This is a genomic window from Qipengyuania sphaerica (assembly GCF_019711595.1).
Classification (GTDB): Bacteria; Pseudomonadota; Alphaproteobacteria; order Sphingomonadales; family Sphingomonadaceae; genus Qipengyuania; species Qipengyuania sphaerica.
On the sequence record NZ_JAIGNR010000001.1, the window covers coordinates 1,146,543 to 1,163,216 of the forward strand.

17 protein-coding genes are annotated in these 16,674 nt (G+C 64.0%); 12 read left to right on the forward strand and 5 right to left on the reverse strand.

The features are described 5' to 3' along the window. Positions 1-32 precede the first annotated feature (32 nt). From K3178_RS05690 to K3178_RS05710, 5 genes are all read left to right on the forward strand, one after another. Positions 33-833 (forward strand): outer membrane protein assembly factor BamD, encoded by an 801-nt coding sequence (locus tag K3178_RS05690; protein WP_221570374.1) that lies wholly within the window; start codon positions 33-35, stop codon positions 831-833. A gap of 76 nt (positions 834-909) precedes the next feature. After that, the gene (gene recN / locus K3178_RS05695; protein WP_221570375.1) at positions 910-2,574 is read left to right on the forward strand and encodes a DNA repair protein RecN; all 1,665 of its coding nucleotides are present in this window, start codon (positions 910-912) and stop codon (positions 2,572-2,574) included. Positions 2,575-2,629: 55 nt separating this feature from the next. Next, on the forward strand, positions 2,630-3,154 hold the full coding sequence (locus K3178_RS05700) for a hypothetical protein (protein ID WP_221570376.1): 525 nt from the start codon (positions 2,630-2,632) through the stop codon (positions 3,152-3,154). 48 nt (positions 3,155-3,202) lie between these two features. Continuing rightward, on the forward strand, positions 3,203-5,257 hold the full coding sequence (gene ligA / locus K3178_RS05705) for an NAD-dependent DNA ligase LigA (protein ID WP_221570377.1): 2,055 nt from the start codon (positions 3,203-3,205) through the stop codon (positions 5,255-5,257). A 45-nt stretch (positions 5,258-5,302) separates the two neighbouring features. After that, positions 5,303-6,412 (forward strand): serine hydrolase, encoded by a 1,110-nt coding sequence (locus K3178_RS05710; RefSeq protein ID WP_221570378.1) that lies wholly within the window; start codon positions 5,303-5,305, stop codon positions 6,410-6,412. Here the strand turns inward: K3178_RS05710 and K3178_RS05715 are convergent. Genes K3178_RS05715 through K3178_RS05730 form a run of 4 tightly spaced genes read right to left on the reverse strand, consistent with a single transcriptional unit; the run spans position 6,409 to position 9,611 of the window. Then, positions 6,409-7,089 (reverse strand): DUF2459 domain-containing protein, encoded by a 681-nt coding sequence (locus K3178_RS05715; protein WP_345719850.1) that lies wholly within the window; start codon positions 7,087-7,089, stop codon positions 6,409-6,411. The genes K3178_RS05710 and K3178_RS05715 overlap by 4 nt on opposite strands. Next, complete coding sequence (locus tag K3178_RS05720) at positions 7,086-7,988, reverse strand: 50S ribosomal protein L11 methyltransferase (RefSeq protein ID WP_221570379.1); 903 nt, start codon at positions 7,986-7,988, stop codon at positions 7,086-7,088. Before K3178_RS05720 ends, K3178_RS05715 begins: the two co-directional genes overlap by 4 nt. Next, positions 7,985-8,911 carry a subclass B3 metallo-beta-lactamase gene (gene bla / locus K3178_RS05725; protein ID WP_221570380.1) on the reverse strand — a complete coding sequence of 309 codons (927 nt, stop codon included), beginning with the start codon at positions 8,909-8,911 and terminating at the stop codon, positions 7,985-7,987. The genes K3178_RS05720 and bla overlap by 4 nt, the downstream gene beginning before the upstream one ends. Beyond that, a complete protein-coding gene (locus K3178_RS05730) occupies positions 8,901-9,611 on the reverse strand; it encodes an SDR family NAD(P)-dependent oxidoreductase (RefSeq protein WP_221570381.1) in 711 nt (236 codons plus the stop codon). The genes bla and K3178_RS05730 overlap by 11 nt, the downstream gene beginning before the upstream one ends. Before the next feature lie 110 nt (positions 9,612-9,721). Here K3178_RS05730 and sdhC point away from each other — a divergent pair, with 110 nt between their 5' ends. The 5 genes from sdhC to K3178_RS05755 are packed head-to-tail and all read left to right on the forward strand — an operon-like array spanning position 9,722 to position 13,745. Further along, entirely contained in the window at positions 9,722-10,102 is a 381-nt protein-coding gene (gene sdhC / locus K3178_RS05735) for a succinate dehydrogenase, cytochrome b556 subunit (protein WP_221570382.1), read from the forward strand. Positions 10,103-10,111: 9 nt separating this feature from the next. Further along, positions 10,112-10,498, forward strand: a complete 387-nt coding sequence (gene sdhD / locus K3178_RS05740; protein WP_221570383.1) for a succinate dehydrogenase, hydrophobic membrane anchor protein — start codon at positions 10,112-10,114, stop codon at positions 10,496-10,498. Further along, a complete protein-coding gene (gene sdhA / locus K3178_RS05745) occupies positions 10,498-12,339 on the forward strand; it encodes a succinate dehydrogenase flavoprotein subunit (protein ID WP_221570384.1) in 1,842 nt (613 codons plus the stop codon). Before sdhD ends, sdhA begins: the two co-directional genes overlap by 1 nt. 4 nt (positions 12,340-12,343) lie before the next feature. Continuing rightward, on the forward strand, positions 12,344-12,877 hold the full coding sequence (locus K3178_RS05750) for a hypothetical protein (RefSeq protein WP_221570385.1): 534 nt from the start codon (positions 12,344-12,346) through the stop codon (positions 12,875-12,877). Position 12,878: 1 nt separating this feature from the next. Then, positions 12,879-13,745 carry a glycoside hydrolase gene (locus K3178_RS05755; RefSeq protein ID WP_345719851.1) on the forward strand — a complete coding sequence of 289 codons (867 nt, stop codon included), beginning with the start codon at positions 12,879-12,881 and terminating at the stop codon, positions 13,743-13,745. Here the strand turns inward: K3178_RS05755 and K3178_RS05760 are convergent. Continuing rightward, positions 13,742-14,383 carry a peptidylprolyl isomerase gene (locus tag K3178_RS05760; protein WP_221570386.1) on the reverse strand — a complete coding sequence of 214 codons (642 nt, stop codon included), beginning with the start codon at positions 14,381-14,383 and terminating at the stop codon, positions 13,742-13,744. The two genes, K3178_RS05755 and K3178_RS05760, sit on opposite strands and share 4 nt — an antisense overlap. A gap of 178 nt (positions 14,384-14,561) precedes the next feature. Between K3178_RS05760 and K3178_RS05765 the strand changes: the two genes are divergently transcribed. Beyond that, the gene (locus K3178_RS05765; RefSeq protein ID WP_221570387.1) at positions 14,562-14,951 is read left to right on the forward strand and encodes a BlaI/MecI/CopY family transcriptional regulator; all 390 of its coding nucleotides are present in this window, start codon (positions 14,562-14,564) and stop codon (positions 14,949-14,951) included. Next, a complete protein-coding gene (locus K3178_RS05770) occupies positions 14,948-16,642 on the forward strand; it encodes a M56 family metallopeptidase (protein ID WP_221570388.1) in 1,695 nt (564 codons plus the stop codon). Before K3178_RS05765 ends, K3178_RS05770 begins: the two co-directional genes overlap by 4 nt. Positions 16,643-16,674 lie beyond the last annotated feature (32 nt).

Genomic DNA, 16,674 nt, shown 5'->3' on the forward strand with positions numbered 1-16,674 from the left:
GTTCAGCGGGGTGCTGGTTATAGGCTCCCCGCATGACGACCCACTCGCGCACCAGCCGCATGCTCGCCCTCGGCGCTCTCGCCGCCGCAACCGTGTTCACCGCCTCGTGCGGAGGGGGCTCTAGCCGTCCAAAGGACACCGCCTATGTCGCGCGCGACGTGGAAACGCTTTACGCCGAAGCGAAGGAATTGCTCGACACCGGCCGCCCCAAGCTGGCCGCCGCGCTGTTCGACGAGGTCGAGCGCCAGCACCCCTATTCGCCCTGGGCCCGCCGTGCCCAGCTGATGGCTGCTTTCAGCTATTACGTGTCGGGCGATTACAACAAGACCGTGACGACCGCGCAGCGCTTCCTGACCATCCATCCGGGTAACAAGGATGCGCCCTACGCCTATTACCTGATCGCGCTCAGCTATTACGAGCAGATCAGCGACGTGCAGCGCGACCAGAAGGTGACCGAACAGGCGCTGAAGGCGCTCCAGGAAGTCAATCGCCGCTTCCCGCAGAGCGAATACGCGTCCGATGCGCGGCTCAAGATCGACCTCGTGCAGGATCACCTGGCGGGCAAGGAAATGGAGATCGGCCGTTATTACGAGCGTTCGGGCAAGTGGATCGCCGCGCAGATCCGCTTCCAGAACGTGATCGATACCTACCAGACGACGAGCCATGCTCCCGAGGCGCTTTACCGCCTTGTCGAGACCAGCCTCGCACTGGGTATCAAGCCCGAAGCGGTGAAATACGCTGCCGTGCTCGGCGCGAACTATCCCGGCAACGAATGGTACGAGAAGGCCTACGAGCTGATCGAAGACCATGCTGCCGGCGTTTCCGCCAGCTAAGCGCCGGGCGACTATTCACAAGTCGATCATAAGGGGAACGGTGACGTAGGCTTTCGCCTGCGTTACAGGGGCAGCAATGCTCACCCGCCTTTCCATCCGCAATATTGTGCTGATCGAGGCGCTCGACCTCGATTTCGGGCGCGGGCTCGGCGTGCTTACGGGCGAGACGGGGGCGGGCAAGTCTATCCTGCTCGATTCGCTGGGGCTGGTGCTGGGAAATCGCGCCGATAGCGGACTGGTCCGCGCTGGCGAGGAAAAGGCGAGCGTTTCGGCGAGCTTCGAATTTGCCGCTCTGCCCGATGCGATCTCCGATGCGCTCGACGATGCCGATATCGAAATCGAAAAGGGCGAACCGCTCATCATCCGCCGCCAGCTAAAGGCGGACGGGGGCAGCAAAGCTTTCATCAACGACCAGTCGGTCGGCGTGGCCTTGCTGCGTGAAATTGCCGGTGCGCTTGTCGAACTCCACGGCCAGCATGACGACCGCGGCCTCGTCAATCCGCGCGGACATCGGGCGCTGCTCGACCGGTTCGCGGGCGCGGATACGGTCCGTGTGGAGCAGGCGTGGACCAAGTGGCGCGAAACCGGGGCGCGGCTGAAGGAAGCGCGCGAGGCGGTGGAGCAGGCCAAGCTCGACCAGGATTTGCTGCTCGCGCATCTGGCCGAATTGACTGCGCTCGAGCCGCAGGCAGGCGAGGAAGCGCGGCTCGCGGAGACACGCGCCGACATGCAGAAGGGCGAACGGCTCTCGGGCGATCTCGAGGAATTGCGCCACCTTTGGGAAGGTTCGGACTCGCCGCTCGCATCGCTGAGGGTCGCGGCGCGCAAGCTCGACCGGATCGCGCCGGAACACGCCTTGCTGGCCGATGCGCTGGCGGCCCTCGACCGCGCCGTGATCGAGGCGGGCGAGGCGGAGGACAAGTTGCAGGCCGCGGCCGAGGCACTGGTGCATGACCCCGCCGCATTGGAAGAGGCCGAGACCCGGCTGTTCGAACTGCGCGCGCTGGCTCGCAAGCACCGCTGCGAGGTCGACGAACTGCCCGAGAAAATGCGCGAGATGCGCAGCCAGCTCGATTCCATCGAAGGCAGCGAGGCCGAACTCGATGCACTGGAGGCGGCGGCCGGGGAGGCGGGCAGGCGCTACAAGGCCGAAGCCGAAGCGCTCCACGCAAACCGCGTGGCGGCGGCTCTTCGTCTCGACGAGGCTGTCGCCCGTGAACTGGCTCCGCTCAAACTGGATGCTGCTCGCTTCAAAACCGCGGTGGCCGAGCTTCCCGAGGATCGCTGGGGCCCGCACGGCATGGACAGCGTCGAATTCCTCATCGCCACCAATCCCGGTGCCGATTTCGCCCCGCTCAACAAGATTGCCAGCGGCGGCGAACTCTCGCGCTTCATCCTCGCGCTCAAGGTCGCATTGGCCGAACAGGGCGGGGCGGCGACGGTGATCTTCGACGAGATCGACCGCGGCGTGGGCGGGGCAGTTGCAAGCGCCATCGGTGAACGCCTTGCAAGGCTGGCGAGCGGGGGGCAATTGCTTGCCGTAACGCACTCGCCCCAAGTCGCTGCGCGTGGGCAGACGCATTACATGATCGCGAAGAGCTCGGACGGGACGGTCACCCGCACCAGCGTGGCCTTGCTCGACGAAGCCGGGCGACAGGAAGAGATTGCGCGCATGCTGTCTGGCGCCGAAGTGACGCCCGAGGCGCGGGCGCAGGCGGACCGGTTGCTCGAAGGCGTCTAGCGCGGGCACTCCATCGACATCGAAGCGTTGACCCGCCGCAACATACGGAGGTCGCATGCGCAAGATAATCTCTGCATTTCTCGCCCTGTCCTGCGCCGCCTGCGCGCCGTCACTCCCGCGCTATGCCGTGCCGGAAGATGCCGCGCCGACAGGCTTTTACGAGGACCAGTCCCGGCCCGACCTCGCCTTGCTCGAATATCGGCTCGCCAAATATTTCGCGTGGAATGAACGCCCCTACGAAACCGTTTGCGCGGTTGCAGAGAAGGTGGATCCCTCCCGGCAGGACAGCGTGGCCGTCCCGCTTGATCCGGCGATCGAGCGTAAGCTGCTCCGCCGCTTCCCCATGCTCACGCCCTCGGGTGGCTGCAAACGGGAAGGTCTTTCGATCATCGACAGCGACACGGGCGTCCAGGCGGCCTTGTTCGACGTCCATGAACTCGAATGTGAAACCTCCGTCCGATGCAGCGCCTGGGGCGGCTATTACGCCAACGGCCAGCATGGCTGGAGCTGGTACTGGCTCGACTGGAACGGGCGCGAATGGAAGATCACCAAACGCGATCTGGGGATAGTGCTCACCTGAGGGGCGAGGCTATGGCGAATCCGGTGAACGCGGCTTAGACGTTCGGGCATGGATATCAGCGAAGCCGAAGCAGCGAACGAGTTGATGCGTCTCGCGCGCGAGATTGCGAAGCACAACAAGCTCTACCATGCCGAAGACGCGCCGCTGATTTCGGACCCGGAGTTCGATGCGCTGGTACGGCGCAACGCGGAACTGGAAGCCGCATTTCCGCACCTGGTGCGCGAGGACTCACCTTCGAAGGTTGTCGGCCACGAAATTGCCGCTTCGCCGCTGTCCAAGGTGACGCACGAGGTTCGCATGATGAGCCTCGACAACGCCTTTTCCGCCGAGGAGGTCGAGGAATGGGTCGCGCGCGTGCGGCGCTTCCTTGCGCTGGACGAGGGCGAAGAGGTGGCCATTACTGCCGAGGACAAGATCGACGGCCTGTCCTGTTCGCTGCGCTACGAAAACGGCAGGCTGGTGCGCGCCGCCACGCGGGGTGACGGGCAGGTGGGCGAGGACGTCACGCCCAATGTCGCGCATATCACCGATATCCCGCAGCAGCTTTCCGGAGACGTGCCCGAAGTCTTCGAGATCCGCGGCGAGGTCTACATGTCCAAGGCCGACTTCCATGCGCTCAATGCCGCGCAGGAGGAGGCAGGGGGCAAGCTCTTCGCCAATCCGCGCAATGCCGCCGCCGGGTCGCTGCGGCAGAAGGATGCCAGCGTGACGGCAAAGCGTCCGCTCAAATTCTGGGCGCATGGCTGGGGCGCGGCCTCCGAGGTCCCGGGCGGTACGCAGGAAGAAGTCGTCCGCACAATCGAGAGCTGGGGCGTCCCCGTTTCGCCGCTCTTCACGCGCGTGCACGACGTCAAGGCGATGCTTTCACATTACGACAAGATCGCCTCACAACGCCCCGATCTTCCTTATGAAATCGATGGCGTCGTCTACAAGGTCGACCGGCTCGACTGGCAGCAGCGTCTGGGCTTCGTCGCCAAGGCGCCGCGCTGGGCGCTGGCACACAAGTTTCCTGCCGAGCAGGCCGAAACCACGCTGGAGGCGATCGATATCCAGGTCGGCCGCACCGGCAAGCTAACCCCGGTGGGCCGCCTCGCGCCCGTCCTGGTGGGCGGCGTCACCGTCACCAATGTCACCCTGCACAACCGCGACGAGATCGAACGGCTTGGCGTGCGCCCGGACGACCGCGTCGTGGTCCAGCGCGCGGGCGACGTTATTCCACAGCTTGTGGATAACCTGACGCGGGACGTCGAGCGCGAGCCCTATATCTTCCCCGATCACTGCCCCGAATGCGACAGCGAGGCCGTGGCGGCAGAGGGCGAGGTCGATGTGCGCTGCACAGGCGGTCTCATATGTCCTGCGCAACGCACGGAAAGATTGAAGCATTTCGTCAGTCGCGGGGCCCTCGACATCGACGGGCTGGGCGAGAAGACCATCGACCAGTTCTTCGCGCTTGGCTGGCTCGAAAGCCCTGCCGATATCTATCGCCTGCACCAGCGGCGTGACGCCATCCTCGCGCTGGAAGGCTGGCAGGAGCGGTCTGTGGATAAACTTGTGGAAAGCATCGAGGCGCGGCGACAGCCCGATGCGGCGCGGCTGCTGTTTGGTCTCGGCATCCGTCACGTCGGCGCGGTTACCGCGCGCGACCTGATGAAGCATTTCCACGAATTGCCCGCGCTCCGTGAAACTGCCGAAAAGGCGCGTGCAGGTGATGAAGATGCAGCCCAGTCACTCACCTCGATCGACGGGATCGGCAGTGCCGTGGTCGAGGCGCTGGGCGACTTCTTCCACGAGGATCACAACAAGGCCGTGTGGGACGATCTCCTGAGCGAGGTACAGCCGCCGCGCTACGAGGTCGAAACCAGGGACAGCCCGGTTTCGGGCAAGACGATCGTTTTCACCGGCAAGCTCGAAACCATGAGCCGCGACGAGGCCAAGGCGCAGGCCGAACGGCTCGGTGCAAAGGCCAGCGGATCGGTCAGCGCCAAGACTGATATCCTCGTCGCCGGGCCCGGTGCGGGCAGCAAGCTCAAGAAAGCCGAAAGCCTCGGCATCGAGGTCTGGACCGAGGAGCAGTGGGGCGAAGCGGTCGCTGCGGCGGAATAATCTCGCGATCATGGAAACTTACCCGCGCGCTCGTGTTGGGACAGTGTGAGTCGCTCGCCTATCCTGTTCCTGACCGTCCTTATCTTGGGCGCGTTCCTTTTCCTCGCCACGGCGCTCAGCACGCCGGGTGAAAGTGCTGCCGATTTCGAGAAGCGGGTCCTGCTCGCCGAACAAAAATCGTCACCGCCGCCAGAACCCGAATTGACCGAGGCGCAGGTCGCTCTCGAAAACGAACTTCGCGAGCTGGGAGAGAACTTCAACGGCGTTGCGGGCATCGCGGTCACCGATGCCGATACGCTTGCCACCATGAGCTATGACGGCGACACGCCTTTCCCGCAGCAGAGTGTCAGCAAGCTGTGGGTCTCGCTCACGGCTCTCGATCTTGCGGACGATGGCGCCCTCGATCTTGCCGAGCCCGTCACGATCGGGCGCGAGGACCTGACCGTATTCCACCAGCCGATCCGCAATTACGTGAAGGCGCGCGGGTCATACTCTACCGACTATTCCGACCTGCTCGAGCGCGCCATCACCGAGAGCGACAACACGGCGAACGACCGGCTCCTGCGCAGGGTCGGCGGGCCGCAAGCGGTCGAGGGCTTCCTGCGCCGCAACCGCATCGAAGGCGTCCAGTTCGGCACCGACGAACGGACCAAGCAGAGCGAAATTGCGGGTCTCGAATGGAAGCAGTCCTATGCCATGGACCGTGCGTTCTACGACGCGCGCGACAAGGTACCCGAGCAGGAGCGCCGCCGTGCGTTCAACGCCTATCTGGCCGATCCGATGGACGGTGCGAGTGCGGAAGGCTTGGCCAAGGCGCTTGCGCGCCTCGCGCGGGGCGATTTGCTTTCGGATGATTCCACCGAGCTATTGTTGTCGACCATGGAGCAAACTAGGAGCGGTCCGCGCCGGTTAAAGGGCGGTGTACCCGGTGGCTGGAAGATCGCGCACAAGACCGGGACGGGCCAGTATTTCGACGGGATGCAGTCGGGCTACAACGATGTCGGCATCCTCACCGCGCCCGACGGTTCGCAATACGCACTGGTAGTGCTGATCGGTCGCACGCGCGCCTCCTATGCCGCGCGCATGGCAATGATGCAGGAAGTGACGCGCAGCGTGGTGCGCTATCACGAGGCGCTACCCGACAAGGCGGCCTAGTTAGCTGCCGGTTCCTCGATCCATTTCATCACCCCGCCGGGCATTGGAGTCCAGCTACCCATCTTCACCCCCGCCTCGGCCAGCGTGTCGGCCGTCCACTGGTTGCAGGTGTTAGCGAGGTGATAGGTGCCCGGCGCATCGTAGAAGACGTCCCAATCGGCATATCCGGGATAGACTTCGCGGTCCTCGGGGGAAGGGACCTGCGCCTCAATCGCGGCGACCAGCTTCGCATATTGCGCCTCGGTGAGGCGGAGCGGGCGGTTCGATGGGCCGGGGGCAGGGCGGACATAATGCGAGGCGTGGATAAGGCCGTCGCCGCCGGTTGCGGCATTCAATGCGGTGGAAAGGTCGAGGTCGCCCCATGTCGGCGTGTTGAGGAAAACCTCGCGCTCACCCCAGCTTACGGCGACGTGGGTGTAGGGGCGGTTCGGGGCCGGCAGGTCGCTCGCGGGAAAGTCGGTACGCCAGTCCTTCACATTGCTGACCAGCGGCATGACGATCTCGGTGTGGATGCCGTTGTCGCCGACCATGATTTCGATACCGCGTTCGGGCTGTGTCCAGTCCGAATTGCGCGGAATCGAACTGCCGATCCATGCCGAGAGAAGAAACAGGATGACCGCGAGGGCCGGAATACCGATGATCCACGCAGCAATCCGCAGCAGGCGATGTTTCGTCACCGCACGCGGCTCTTGCGCAGCCACAGGATCGACCAATCGCCATTGGTGACGCGGCGAGCGAGACGGAAGCCCTGCTTGCGATAGGCGGCGCGAACCTCGGCCTCCTGCGTCTGGAGAAGCCCGGCAAGCAGCAAGCTTCCGCCGGGCTCAGTCGCCCTGGCGAAATCGGGTGCAAGCTCGACCAAGGGACCGGCAAGGATGTTGGCGATCAGCAAATCATAAGGCGCGCGGGCCAGGATTAGCGGGTGGTCCGTGCCGGGAGCGATGACCATCGTCAGTTCGCCCGGTCCCGCGCCTTCTGGAATGTAGTTGGTCTCGCAATTGTCCTCCACGACGCCGGCGCACACGTAATCGATGTCCGAAGCCGTCGCCTTGGCGTGCGGCCACAAATGCATTGCCGCGAAGGCAAGCAGGCCCGTGCCCGTTCCGATATCGGCATGGTTTTTTACCACCAGACCTTCGCGCTTCATCAGGTCGAGCATGGCGAGGCAGGCAGCGGTAGTTTCGTGCTGTCCGGTCCCGAAGGCCTGGCTGGCGGGGATGACGAAATCGACCAGCGTGTCGTCTGCCGGATATTCGGGCGTACGGACATGGAAACGGCCCGCGCGGATCGGTTCTACACCTTGCTGGCTGAGCGTAACCCAGTCCTCTTCGGGCAGCTTTTCTGTCACGAGTTGGGGTGCGTCATCGGCAAACAGCCCGGCGACAGCCTTCTTGTCCGCTGCCGTGGGCTTGCGATCGAGCCAGACTTCGAGGATCCAGTCCTCGGGCTTGTCTTCGGCGATCTCGCGTCCGGAGACGACCAGTTCCTCGGGAAAGTCCCAAGCCTCGTCGTGGGCAAGGAGGGCTGCCTGGACGGTTTTCTTCCCGGCCTCTCCCGACAGCTTCCACGCGCTCATCGAGCCGCCTCTTTCGCGAGCCGTGTATCGAGTGCTTTGGTCAGCTTGTCGGCATAGCGCTGGCATTCACCCGGCTCGCCGTAGGTGCCGTCACGCAATCGCTTGATTAACCCGCTCGCCGAAGGGTGCGGGGTGACGAGATAGTCGCACTGGAGGAATCGCACCTTGTCGATGCTGTTGCGGAAAGCAGCCACGACGTCGGGATGATCGCTGAAGCGATAGTCGTCGGCGGAAACGGGCGACAGACTGTCGGCATAGGCCATCCGGCGGCAAACGGGCGGTTCGCCGGGCAGGTTGCAGGACCACCATGTCCAGCTGAGCGCTCCAGGCGAGTGCCCGGGAGTGGCGTGGGCAGTGAATTTCAAATTGCCCAATTCCAGCGTTCCGCCATCGGCCACGATCCGGTCGACAGTCACGCCGGGGAAGGGTGGATGGTCCACATTTGCTTGCGGGTCGTCGGCCGCGACCAAACCGCTTTCGAGCACCGGCTTGGCGGCTGCCGATGCAATCACCTGCGCTCCCGTCGCCGCCTTGAGAGCCGCGTGGCCGCCGACGTGATCGAAATGCTCATGGCTCATCAGGATATACTTGATGCCCCGCGGGTCGACGCCGAGCGAGCGGATGCTGGCAAGGATGTTGGGTACTGCCTCGGAGATGCCGCTGTCGATCAGCACATGGCCTTCCTCGCCGGTGACGAGGATGGCCGAGATACCGCAGGTGCCCACGTAATAGGTGTGGCCCATGAGAGAGAACGGGCGGGCGGGCTTGTCCCAGTCGTCCCAAGGTTCGCAGGCTTCGTGAAACGGCTCATCCGGTACGGCGGGAAGAGACGTCACCGGCGCTTCGGGCGCTGGGGCTTCATTCGTTGCGACCGTGCAGGCCGACAGGGCAAAAGCCAGAGGCAGGACAATTCTAGCGGACATAGCTCGCCCCATTGGCATCGAGGGTCGCGCCCGTCAGGCTCGGCGGGGCGTCGAGTGCACAGAATTCGATCAGCCGCGCGATTTCTTCGGGCTCCGCCACGCGGCCGAGCGGGATATCGGCCAGCAACCCGTCGCCGCCGCGGCTTTCGAGATAGTCGCCTGCCATCGACGTGTCGGTAAAGCCCGGGGTGATGGCGAAACTGTAGATTCGCTCGGCTGCGTAAGCGCGCGCGATGCTCTTGTGCATGGCGAGCATTCCGCCCTTGCTCGCGGCATAGTGCCAGTGCGCCGGCGAATCGCCGCGTTGTCCGGCGCGGCTCGCGACATGGATGATGCGGCCGCTCTCGCCCGTCTGCTGCCAGTGCTGCACGGCATAGCGCGACAGCTGCGCCGCTGCGGTGAGGTTGATGCGCATGGTGTCCTCCCACCCGTCGAGCCATTCGATGTCTGAACGATCTATCGGATTCGGCGAGAACATCCCCGCATTGTTCACCAGCACGTCGATCTCGCCGCCGGCCTGCCGCATCGCGGCCTCCCACAGTAGCTGCGGGGCCTGCGGGTCGCGGAAATCGGCTGCAATCGTGCCGAAGCCTTCGCCGGTGGTGGATTGCCCGATGACCTTGGCCCCGCGATCCTCGAGCGCCTTGCGCGCCGCCGCGCCGATCCCGCGCGACGAGCCGGTAAGGAGAATGCATGTCATGCAGGCGCTATTCGAAACTTTGCGGCAAATGTCGAGGCCGGACGCCTTGCGTGCGGCCACAGCTTCGCTAAGGAGGCGCACACGAATTACCCGTAACGGACGCACAATCCATGGCAAACCGCCCGCTTTCACCGCATCTGCAAATCTGGAAATGGGGCCCGCACATGCTGGTCTCGATCCTCCACCGTGTGACGGGGGACGGCCTCGCGCTGGTCGGCCTCGGCGTTCTGCTCTGGTGGCTCGGCGCGATGGCAGGCGGCGCGGATAGCTACGCCACCTTCGTCGAGCTTATGGGCTCGCCGGTCGGCATGATCGTGCTGGTGGGCCTGAGCTGGGCCTTCTTCACCCACATGATGAGCGGCCTCAGGCACTTCGTGCTCGACATCGGTGCGGGTTACGAGCTCGACACCAACAAGCTTTGGTCGATCCTTTCGCCGGTTCTCGGCATCCTCCTTACCGCCGCCTTCTGGGCCGCGATCCTTCTCAAGTGAGTTCAATCGATGAGTGACGGAACCCCCATCGGACGCGTGCGCGGGCTCGGCCCGGCGCATGAAGGCGCGCATCACTGGCTGGTGCAGCGCTTCACCGCCATCGGCAATCTCGTGCTGGCGCTGTTCCTTGCGATCAGCCTCGCCATGTTGCCGGCTTACGATTTCGCCACCGTGACCAAATGGGCCTCGCAGACGCTGCCCGCCACCGCGCTGGCGCTGCTGATCGTGAGCGTCTTCTGGCACGCGCGCCTCGGCCTGCAGGTCCTGATCGAGGACTATGTCCACGATGCCGGCACCAAGTTCGGCGTGCTCACCCTTCTCAACCTTGCAACTATCGGCGGCGCAGCCTTCGGTCTCGTATCGATCGCCCGCATCGCTCTCGGAGGAGCCGCCTGATGGCCCGCACCGACACTTTCGAAATCGGCGGTCGCAGCTACCCGATCATCGACCACACCTATGACACCGTCGTCGTGGGCGCGGGGGGCTCGGGCCTGCGCGCCACCATGGGCAGCGCCGAAGCGGGCCTGAAGACGGCCTGCATCACCAAGGTCTTCCCGACGCGCTCGCACACCGTTGCGGCTCAGGGCGGTATTGCCGCCAGCCTCGGCAACAACACGCCCGACCACTGGTCGTGGCACATGTACGATACCGTCAAGGGCTCCGACTGGCTCGGCGACCAGGACGCGATCGAATACATGGTCCGCGAAGCCCCGCAGGCGGTTTACGAGCTGGAGCACGCAGGCGTGCCCTTCAGCCGCAACAAGGACGGCACGATCTACCAGCGCCCCTTCGGCGGTCACATGCAGAACATGGGCGAAGGCCCGCCGGTGCAGCGCACCTGCGCAGCGGCCGACCGTACCGGCCACGCCATGCTCCACGCGCTCTACCAGCAGAGCCTGAAGTATGACGCCGACTTCTTCATCGAGTATTTCGCGCTCGACCTGATCATGGAAGACGGCCCCGACGGCAAGATCTGCCGCGGCGTCATCGCCATGTGCCTCGACGATGGCACGATCCACCGCTTCCGCAGCCACGCAGTCGTGCTCGCGACGGGCGGTTATGGCCGCTGCTACTTCACCGCGACATCGGCACACACCTGCACCGGCGACGGTGGCGGCATGGTGCTGCGCGCTGGCCTGCCGCTGCAGGACATGGAATTCGTCCAGTTCCACCCGACCGGCATTTACGGCGCAGGCGTGCTGATCACCGAAGGTGCGCGCGGCGAGGGCGGTTACCTCACCAATTCCGAAGGCGAGCGGTTCATGGAACGCTATGCGCCTTCCGCGAAGGACCTTGCCAGCCGCGACGTCGTCAGCCGCTCGATGGCGCTGGAGATGCGCGAAGGCCGCGGTGTCGGCCCCGATGGCGACCACATCTTCCTCCACCTCGATCACATCGATCCCAAGGTGCTGGGCGAGCGCCTGCCGGGCATCACCGAAAGCGGCAAGATCTTCGCCGGTGTCGACCTCACCAAGCAGCCGCTGCCGGTCACCCCGACGGTGCATTACAACATGGGCGGCATCCCCTGTAACTTCCACGGCGAAGTCATGGCGGGCGACCCGAAGGATCCGGAAAAGATCGTCCCCGGCCTGTTTGCGGTCGGCGAGGCGGCCTGTGTCTCGGTCCATGGCGCGAACCGCCTTGGCTCGAACTCGCTGATCGATCTCGTGGTCTTCGGCCGCGCGACCGGCCATCGGCTCCGCGATATCATCAAGCCCGGTGCGAGCCACGCCGAACTGCCTTCCGATAGCGCGGACATGGCACTGGGTCGTCTCGACCACTTCCGCCATGCCGACGGAAGCTCGCCCACCGCAGAGGTGCGCGGCGAGATGCAGAAGGGCATGCAGCGCCACGCCGCCGTGTTCCGTGACAGCAAGCTGCTCTCGGAAGGTGTCGAAGTGCTCAAGAACGTCAACAAGCGGATGCAGGACCTCAAGGTCTTCGACCGCTCGCTGGTGTGGAACACCGACCTCGTCGAAACGCTCGAGCTCGACAACCTCATGGCGCAGGCCAATGTCACCATGGCATCGGCCGAAAACCGCAAGGAAAGCCGCGGCGCCCACGCACACGAAGACTTCCCCGAGCGTGACGACAAGAACTGGATGAAGCACACTATCGCCTGGTTCGAAGGCTGGGGCGGAAACGGCGGCGGCGTGAAGATCGACTACCGTCCGGTCCACGAATACACGCTGACTGACGATGTGAAGTACATCGAGCCGAAGAAGCGGGTGTACTGATCCGATGGCGGGGGCGCAGTTTCGATACGATCTGCGCATCCCGCCAGGGATAGTATTTTTCCAGATTGGCCTGGCTGTAGCCTTCGTTGCCTACGTAATGTCGGGCGCGCTGTCGGCTGCGCTGGATGGGGACCCTCTGACGGGCTCGGTAAATTTCGACCTGGTAATCGTGATTTTTGGCTTCTTCGCGCTGCTTGGCATGCCCTGGCTTCTCATCAAGCTTTGGCGCCAGCGTGTTTTCGAACCCACTATCGAACTCGACCCCATGGGAGTTGCCGTGACCGGCCATTCCTTTTCCGGTGATACGGTGCGCATAGCGTATGGCGAGGTAAAGCGTCTCATGCTGAAGAAGACGTCCGGCGTGCGTCTGTTGACGATCACTTCCTCGAGCGGTGAAAATATCAGGGTTCGAGACAGGCTCTTTCCGTCGGAAGCCGATTTCGACGCTTTCCTCATAGAGCTGGAGCGATGTGTCGATCAGGCCGGGACTGGCCGCGAGGTCCCTCCGAATTCCCTGCCAACGGGTCGTGCAATCTAGCGTGTCGAAGGCGATCCTGCTCGCAGCGGCTCTGGTGCTATCAGGCTGTGTAGCCTCCGCAGTCGTAAGGCCGCCAGAGAGCGCCGGGGTCGAGCCGTTCTATACGAAATACGTATCTGCGCGAGGCATTCCGATCCTTTCCTCCGATCGGGTTCCTGACGAGGCGCTGCTCGCCGCGCGCGACATGGCGTCTGGGTTGCTCGCTTATCGACCCGACCTAGCCGAATGGCTGGTTGCCAACGACTACCGCGTGGCGATCATCGCGGAAGAAGAGGCGCTGCTCGACTTGCCCGACAAGGCGCACTGGAAGAAGCCGGCGCGTGACGATCCGCGGCTGACGCGGTGCGAATTGAAGCATTACGATACCCGCATCGGCGCACTCACCGACCGTGCGTATTGGGATGCGCGGGCAAGGGGGATCGGCGGTCCCCGCACGGTGGGTTCGGAGGAGGATGTGCTCGGTCGCTACTCCACCCGCTATTGGGGCGAGACGATCTTCGTGCACGAGATGGCGCACAACGTCCTCTTTGCCATCGAAGCTGTCGATCCGTCGCTCTATTCCGAGGTCGAGGCGGCCTATGCCAATGCGCTTGAAAACGACCTGTGGCTCAACGAATATGCCACCACCACCATCCAGGAATATTGGGCCGAGGGCACGCAGATCTGGTTCAATTCGAACCGGCTCGTGGTCGTCGATGGCCGCCGTATTCTCGATCATCCGGACCTTAAAGAATACGATCCGAGGCTCTACGCAGCGCTCGGCAAGGCTTATGGCGACAACCACCGCCTCAAATCCGATCCCTTCTGGATGAGCGGCGCGCGCGTGCCGCCGGGGCCGATTCCGGAGAATACCGCCGAGGAGTGCTAGTCGGTCTCTCCCGGCTCCACCCGCCGCACGTCGAGGATAGTCACCGGCTCGGCGAGCATCTGGCCCTTCATCCAGCCTTCGCCGGCATCGGGATCGCGCGGAGTCGCGTGGATCGCTTCGACCACGTCCATCCCGTCCACGACATAGCCGAAGACCGCATAACCAAGCTGCGTGTTGGGATCCTCGCTCTCGGGCTGGGCGTCGAGACCGGTCTGGTCCTTGATCATGATCGAGAAATCGCCTGTCGCCGTCCCCGGATCGAGCCGGGCCATCGATAGCGCACCATTGGTGTGGCTGAGACCCGTATCGCTGGTGGCTTCGTGCGGAATGCCATCGAGGATGCGGTCGGGATTGTTCTGCGTCCCGCCCTGTAACAGCCCGTTTGGCGGCTCGCCCCAATCGAGATGCATCGCGCGATAGAAGACCGTGCCGTCGAACCGGTCCTCCTCCGCATAGCGCAGGAAATTGGCGGCGGTTAGAGGCGCGCGCTCGGTCTCCAGCGCCACGGTGATGTCGCCCATAGTCGTTTCGATCACGACAAGCGTGGTAGCCGGCTCGGCTACAGGAAGGGATTTGTCGTCCTGCGCGGAAAGGGGCGCAGCAAGGAGGGCGAGGCTGATGGCGATCCGCTTTATCATGGCTTCAGGATAGCTCTTTCAATCGACACGACAAGTCGCTTGCAGATTGCCGATTGCACTTCGTGGGGCCTCGCCCGAGCATGAACAACCATTCATCCACGCTTCATGTTTACATTCGTAGTCGATATGGCTACAGGCGTAATCGAACACGAAGCGCCAGTGAGGGAGTGCATTGAGAATGGCCAAGCGCAAGCAGGCACCGGGCGAACGCATCAGCGATGCCGAACACGCCGTGATGGAGGCCCTGTGGGACAAGAACCCGCTGTCCGCCTCCGAAGTCTGCGACAGGGTCTGCGCTGCCAACGATTGGTCGATCCCGACCGTCAAGACGCTCCTCAGCCGCCTCGTCACCAAGGGCGCAGTCGGCACCGAGCCGGAGGGGCGCAAGTTCCTCTATCATCCGCTTGTCGAACGGGACGATTACGTCGGTGGTGAAAGCCGCCGCCTGGTCGACCGGCTGTTCGGCGGGCGGGCGGCGCCGCTCTTCGCCCATCTGGCCGAAAACGAGGCGCTGACCGACGAAGATCTCGAGGAAATCGAGGCGCTCTTGAGGGAGATGCGCAAATGATCGATCTCTTACGCGAATATTGGGACTGGTTCCTGTTCGACACGCTTTTGTGGACGGGGGCGCTGATCGGGCTGGTGATGCTTCTGCGTCGCCCTGTGGCCCGGCATTTCGGGGCGGGCGCAGCTTATGCGCTGTGGTTCCTGCCGCTAGCCCGCCTGGTGATCCCGCCATTCACGCTGCCAAGCTGGATGCGTCCTCTGGCGCGGACCGCGCAGGAGCTGGAGCCTGTCTTCGCACTTGAAAACGAAGCAGTCGCCATGCCGGTCGCAATGCCCGAAATGGGCGAACCGATCTTGGTTGTAGCGCCCGAGCCTTCGATCGATTTTCTCACGCCATTCCTGCTGTTGTGGCTCGGCGGCGCGGCCGTATTCCTGGTTCGCCGCTTCTGGCTCTATTTCGCCTTGCGCCGCGAGCTGCTCGAAAACGCCCGGCCGGTTGGCGAGGTCGGCACGATCCGCCTCATCGAAACACCTGCGATTTCCGGCCCGATGGCATTCGGCGTGATCGACCGGGTCATCGCGCTGCCCGAAGGCTTCATGACCAGCCGCGACCGCTTCCAGCGCGATCTTGCCATCGAGCACGAGCTTTCGCACCACCGTGGCGGCGACCTGCTGGTGAACATGGCGGTACAGCCGCTCTTCGCAGTCCACTGGTTCAATCCGCTCGGCTATCTCGGTTGGCAGGCCCTGCGCCGAGACCAGGAAGCCTTTTGCGATGCCCGTGTAGTGGCCGCCCGTCCGCGTGAGGAACGGGCCGCCTATGCCGGCATCATCGCCGATTTCGCGCGCCTTTCGCCGCGTACGCCGCGCCCTGCGCTGGCCGCGCCGATGGCCTGTCCGGTTTTGGGGGACAAGTCGATAATCCACCGTTTGAGGAGTCTTTCCATGACCGATATCTCGCCGCGCCGCCGCCTGCTTGGCCGGGGCGCGCTGGCCAGCGCCTTCCTGGCCGTCCCGCTGACTGCATCGATTTGCTATGCCGAGGGCGCGCCATCGGTGCTGGTGGCCGCTGCGCATGCTGCCGAACCCGATGTGGACGAGTGGACCGAAGAAGACCTGGACCAGCAGGAACAAGAGCTGGCCGAGGCCGAGGTCGAGATGGAACGCGCTTTCGAGGAGGCGCGGGAGGACTTTGCTGAAGCCGAAGACGAGCTCGACGAAGCCCGCGAGGAAATTCGCGAAATCCGCGCGGAGCTTGCGCGAGGCGAAGACGGCAAGCTCGTTCGCCGCAAGATCAGCTACAACGGCAAGGGCTGGGACGAGATGACCCCGGAACAGCGTCGGAAGTTCGAAGCGGAAATGGAGAAGCTGGAAGCGAACTTTGCCGAAGATGGCGAGATGCGTGTCCAGATGCGCCGGATGAGCCGCGAATTTGCGGAAGGCGGCGCGAAGCATCGTGAAATCAAGGTGGCGATGGCCGAAGCCCGTGCTGCACATGCCCACGCGGTTGCTGTTGCGCCGAAGGTCGTCGAGGAATGCCGCGACGAATACCAGCCGGTTATCACCGAACGTGGCGACGACGGCCGAATGGTGATGTATGTCTGCGAGAGCGCCGGCGAGAAAATTGCCCTGCGCGCCATCCGCCAGGCCCGCACCGCGATTGCGTCATCCCCGTCGATCCCGCCAGAAGATCGCGCAGAGGCGCTGCGGGAACTCGATCGGGAAATCGCCGAACTCGAACGCAAGCAATAACGCAGCACTCCTAGTCTGCGCACAGGGCGGCC

What these genes read in the sequence shown, in the direction of transcription:
- sdhC (WP_221570382.1), top strand. Translation starts at nt 9,722, where the DNA reads ATGGCAAACCGCCCGCTTTCACCGCATCTGCAAATCTGGAAATGGGGC.
- K3178_RS05765 (WP_221570387.1), top strand. Translation starts at nt 14,562, where the DNA reads ATGGCCAAGCGCAAGCAGGCACCGGGCGAACGCATCAGCGATGCCGAA.
- K3178_RS05750 (WP_221570385.1), top strand. Translation starts at nt 12,344, where the DNA reads ATGGCGGGGGCGCAGTTTCGATACGATCTGCGCATCCCGCCAGGGATA.
- sdhA (WP_221570384.1), top strand. Translation starts at nt 10,498, where the DNA reads ATGGCCCGCACCGACACTTTCGAAATCGGCGGTCGCAGCTACCCGATC.
- K3178_RS05720 (WP_221570379.1), bottom strand. Translation starts at nt 7,988, where the DNA reads ATGAGCGCGTGGAAGCTGTCGGGAGAGGCCGGGAAGAAAACCGTCCAG.
- K3178_RS05690 (WP_221570374.1), top strand. Translation starts at nt 33, where the DNA reads ATGACGACCCACTCGCGCACCAGCCGCATGCTCGCCCTCGGCGCTCTC.
- recN (WP_221570375.1), top strand. Translation starts at nt 910, where the DNA reads ATGCTCACCCGCCTTTCCATCCGCAATATTGTGCTGATCGAGGCGCTC.
- ligA (WP_221570377.1), top strand. Translation starts at nt 3,203, where the DNA reads ATGGATATCAGCGAAGCCGAAGCAGCGAACGAGTTGATGCGTCTCGCG.
- sdhD (WP_221570383.1), top strand. Translation starts at nt 10,112, where the DNA reads ATGAGTGACGGAACCCCCATCGGACGCGTGCGCGGGCTCGGCCCGGCG.
- K3178_RS05770 (WP_221570388.1), top strand. Translation starts at nt 14,948, where the DNA reads ATGATCGATCTCTTACGCGAATATTGGGACTGGTTCCTGTTCGACACG.
- K3178_RS05760 (WP_221570386.1), bottom strand. Translation starts at nt 14,383, where the DNA reads ATGATAAAGCGGATCGCCATCAGCCTCGCCCTCCTTGCTGCGCCCCTT.
- K3178_RS05700 (WP_221570376.1), top strand. Translation starts at nt 2,630, where the DNA reads ATGCGCAAGATAATCTCTGCATTTCTCGCCCTGTCCTGCGCCGCCTGC.
- bla (WP_221570380.1), bottom strand. Translation starts at nt 8,911, where the DNA reads ATGTCCGCTAGAATTGTCCTGCCTCTGGCTTTTGCCCTGTCGGCCTGC.
- K3178_RS05730 (WP_221570381.1), bottom strand. Translation starts at nt 9,611, where the DNA reads ATGACATGCATTCTCCTTACCGGCTCGTCGCGCGGGATCGGCGCGGCG.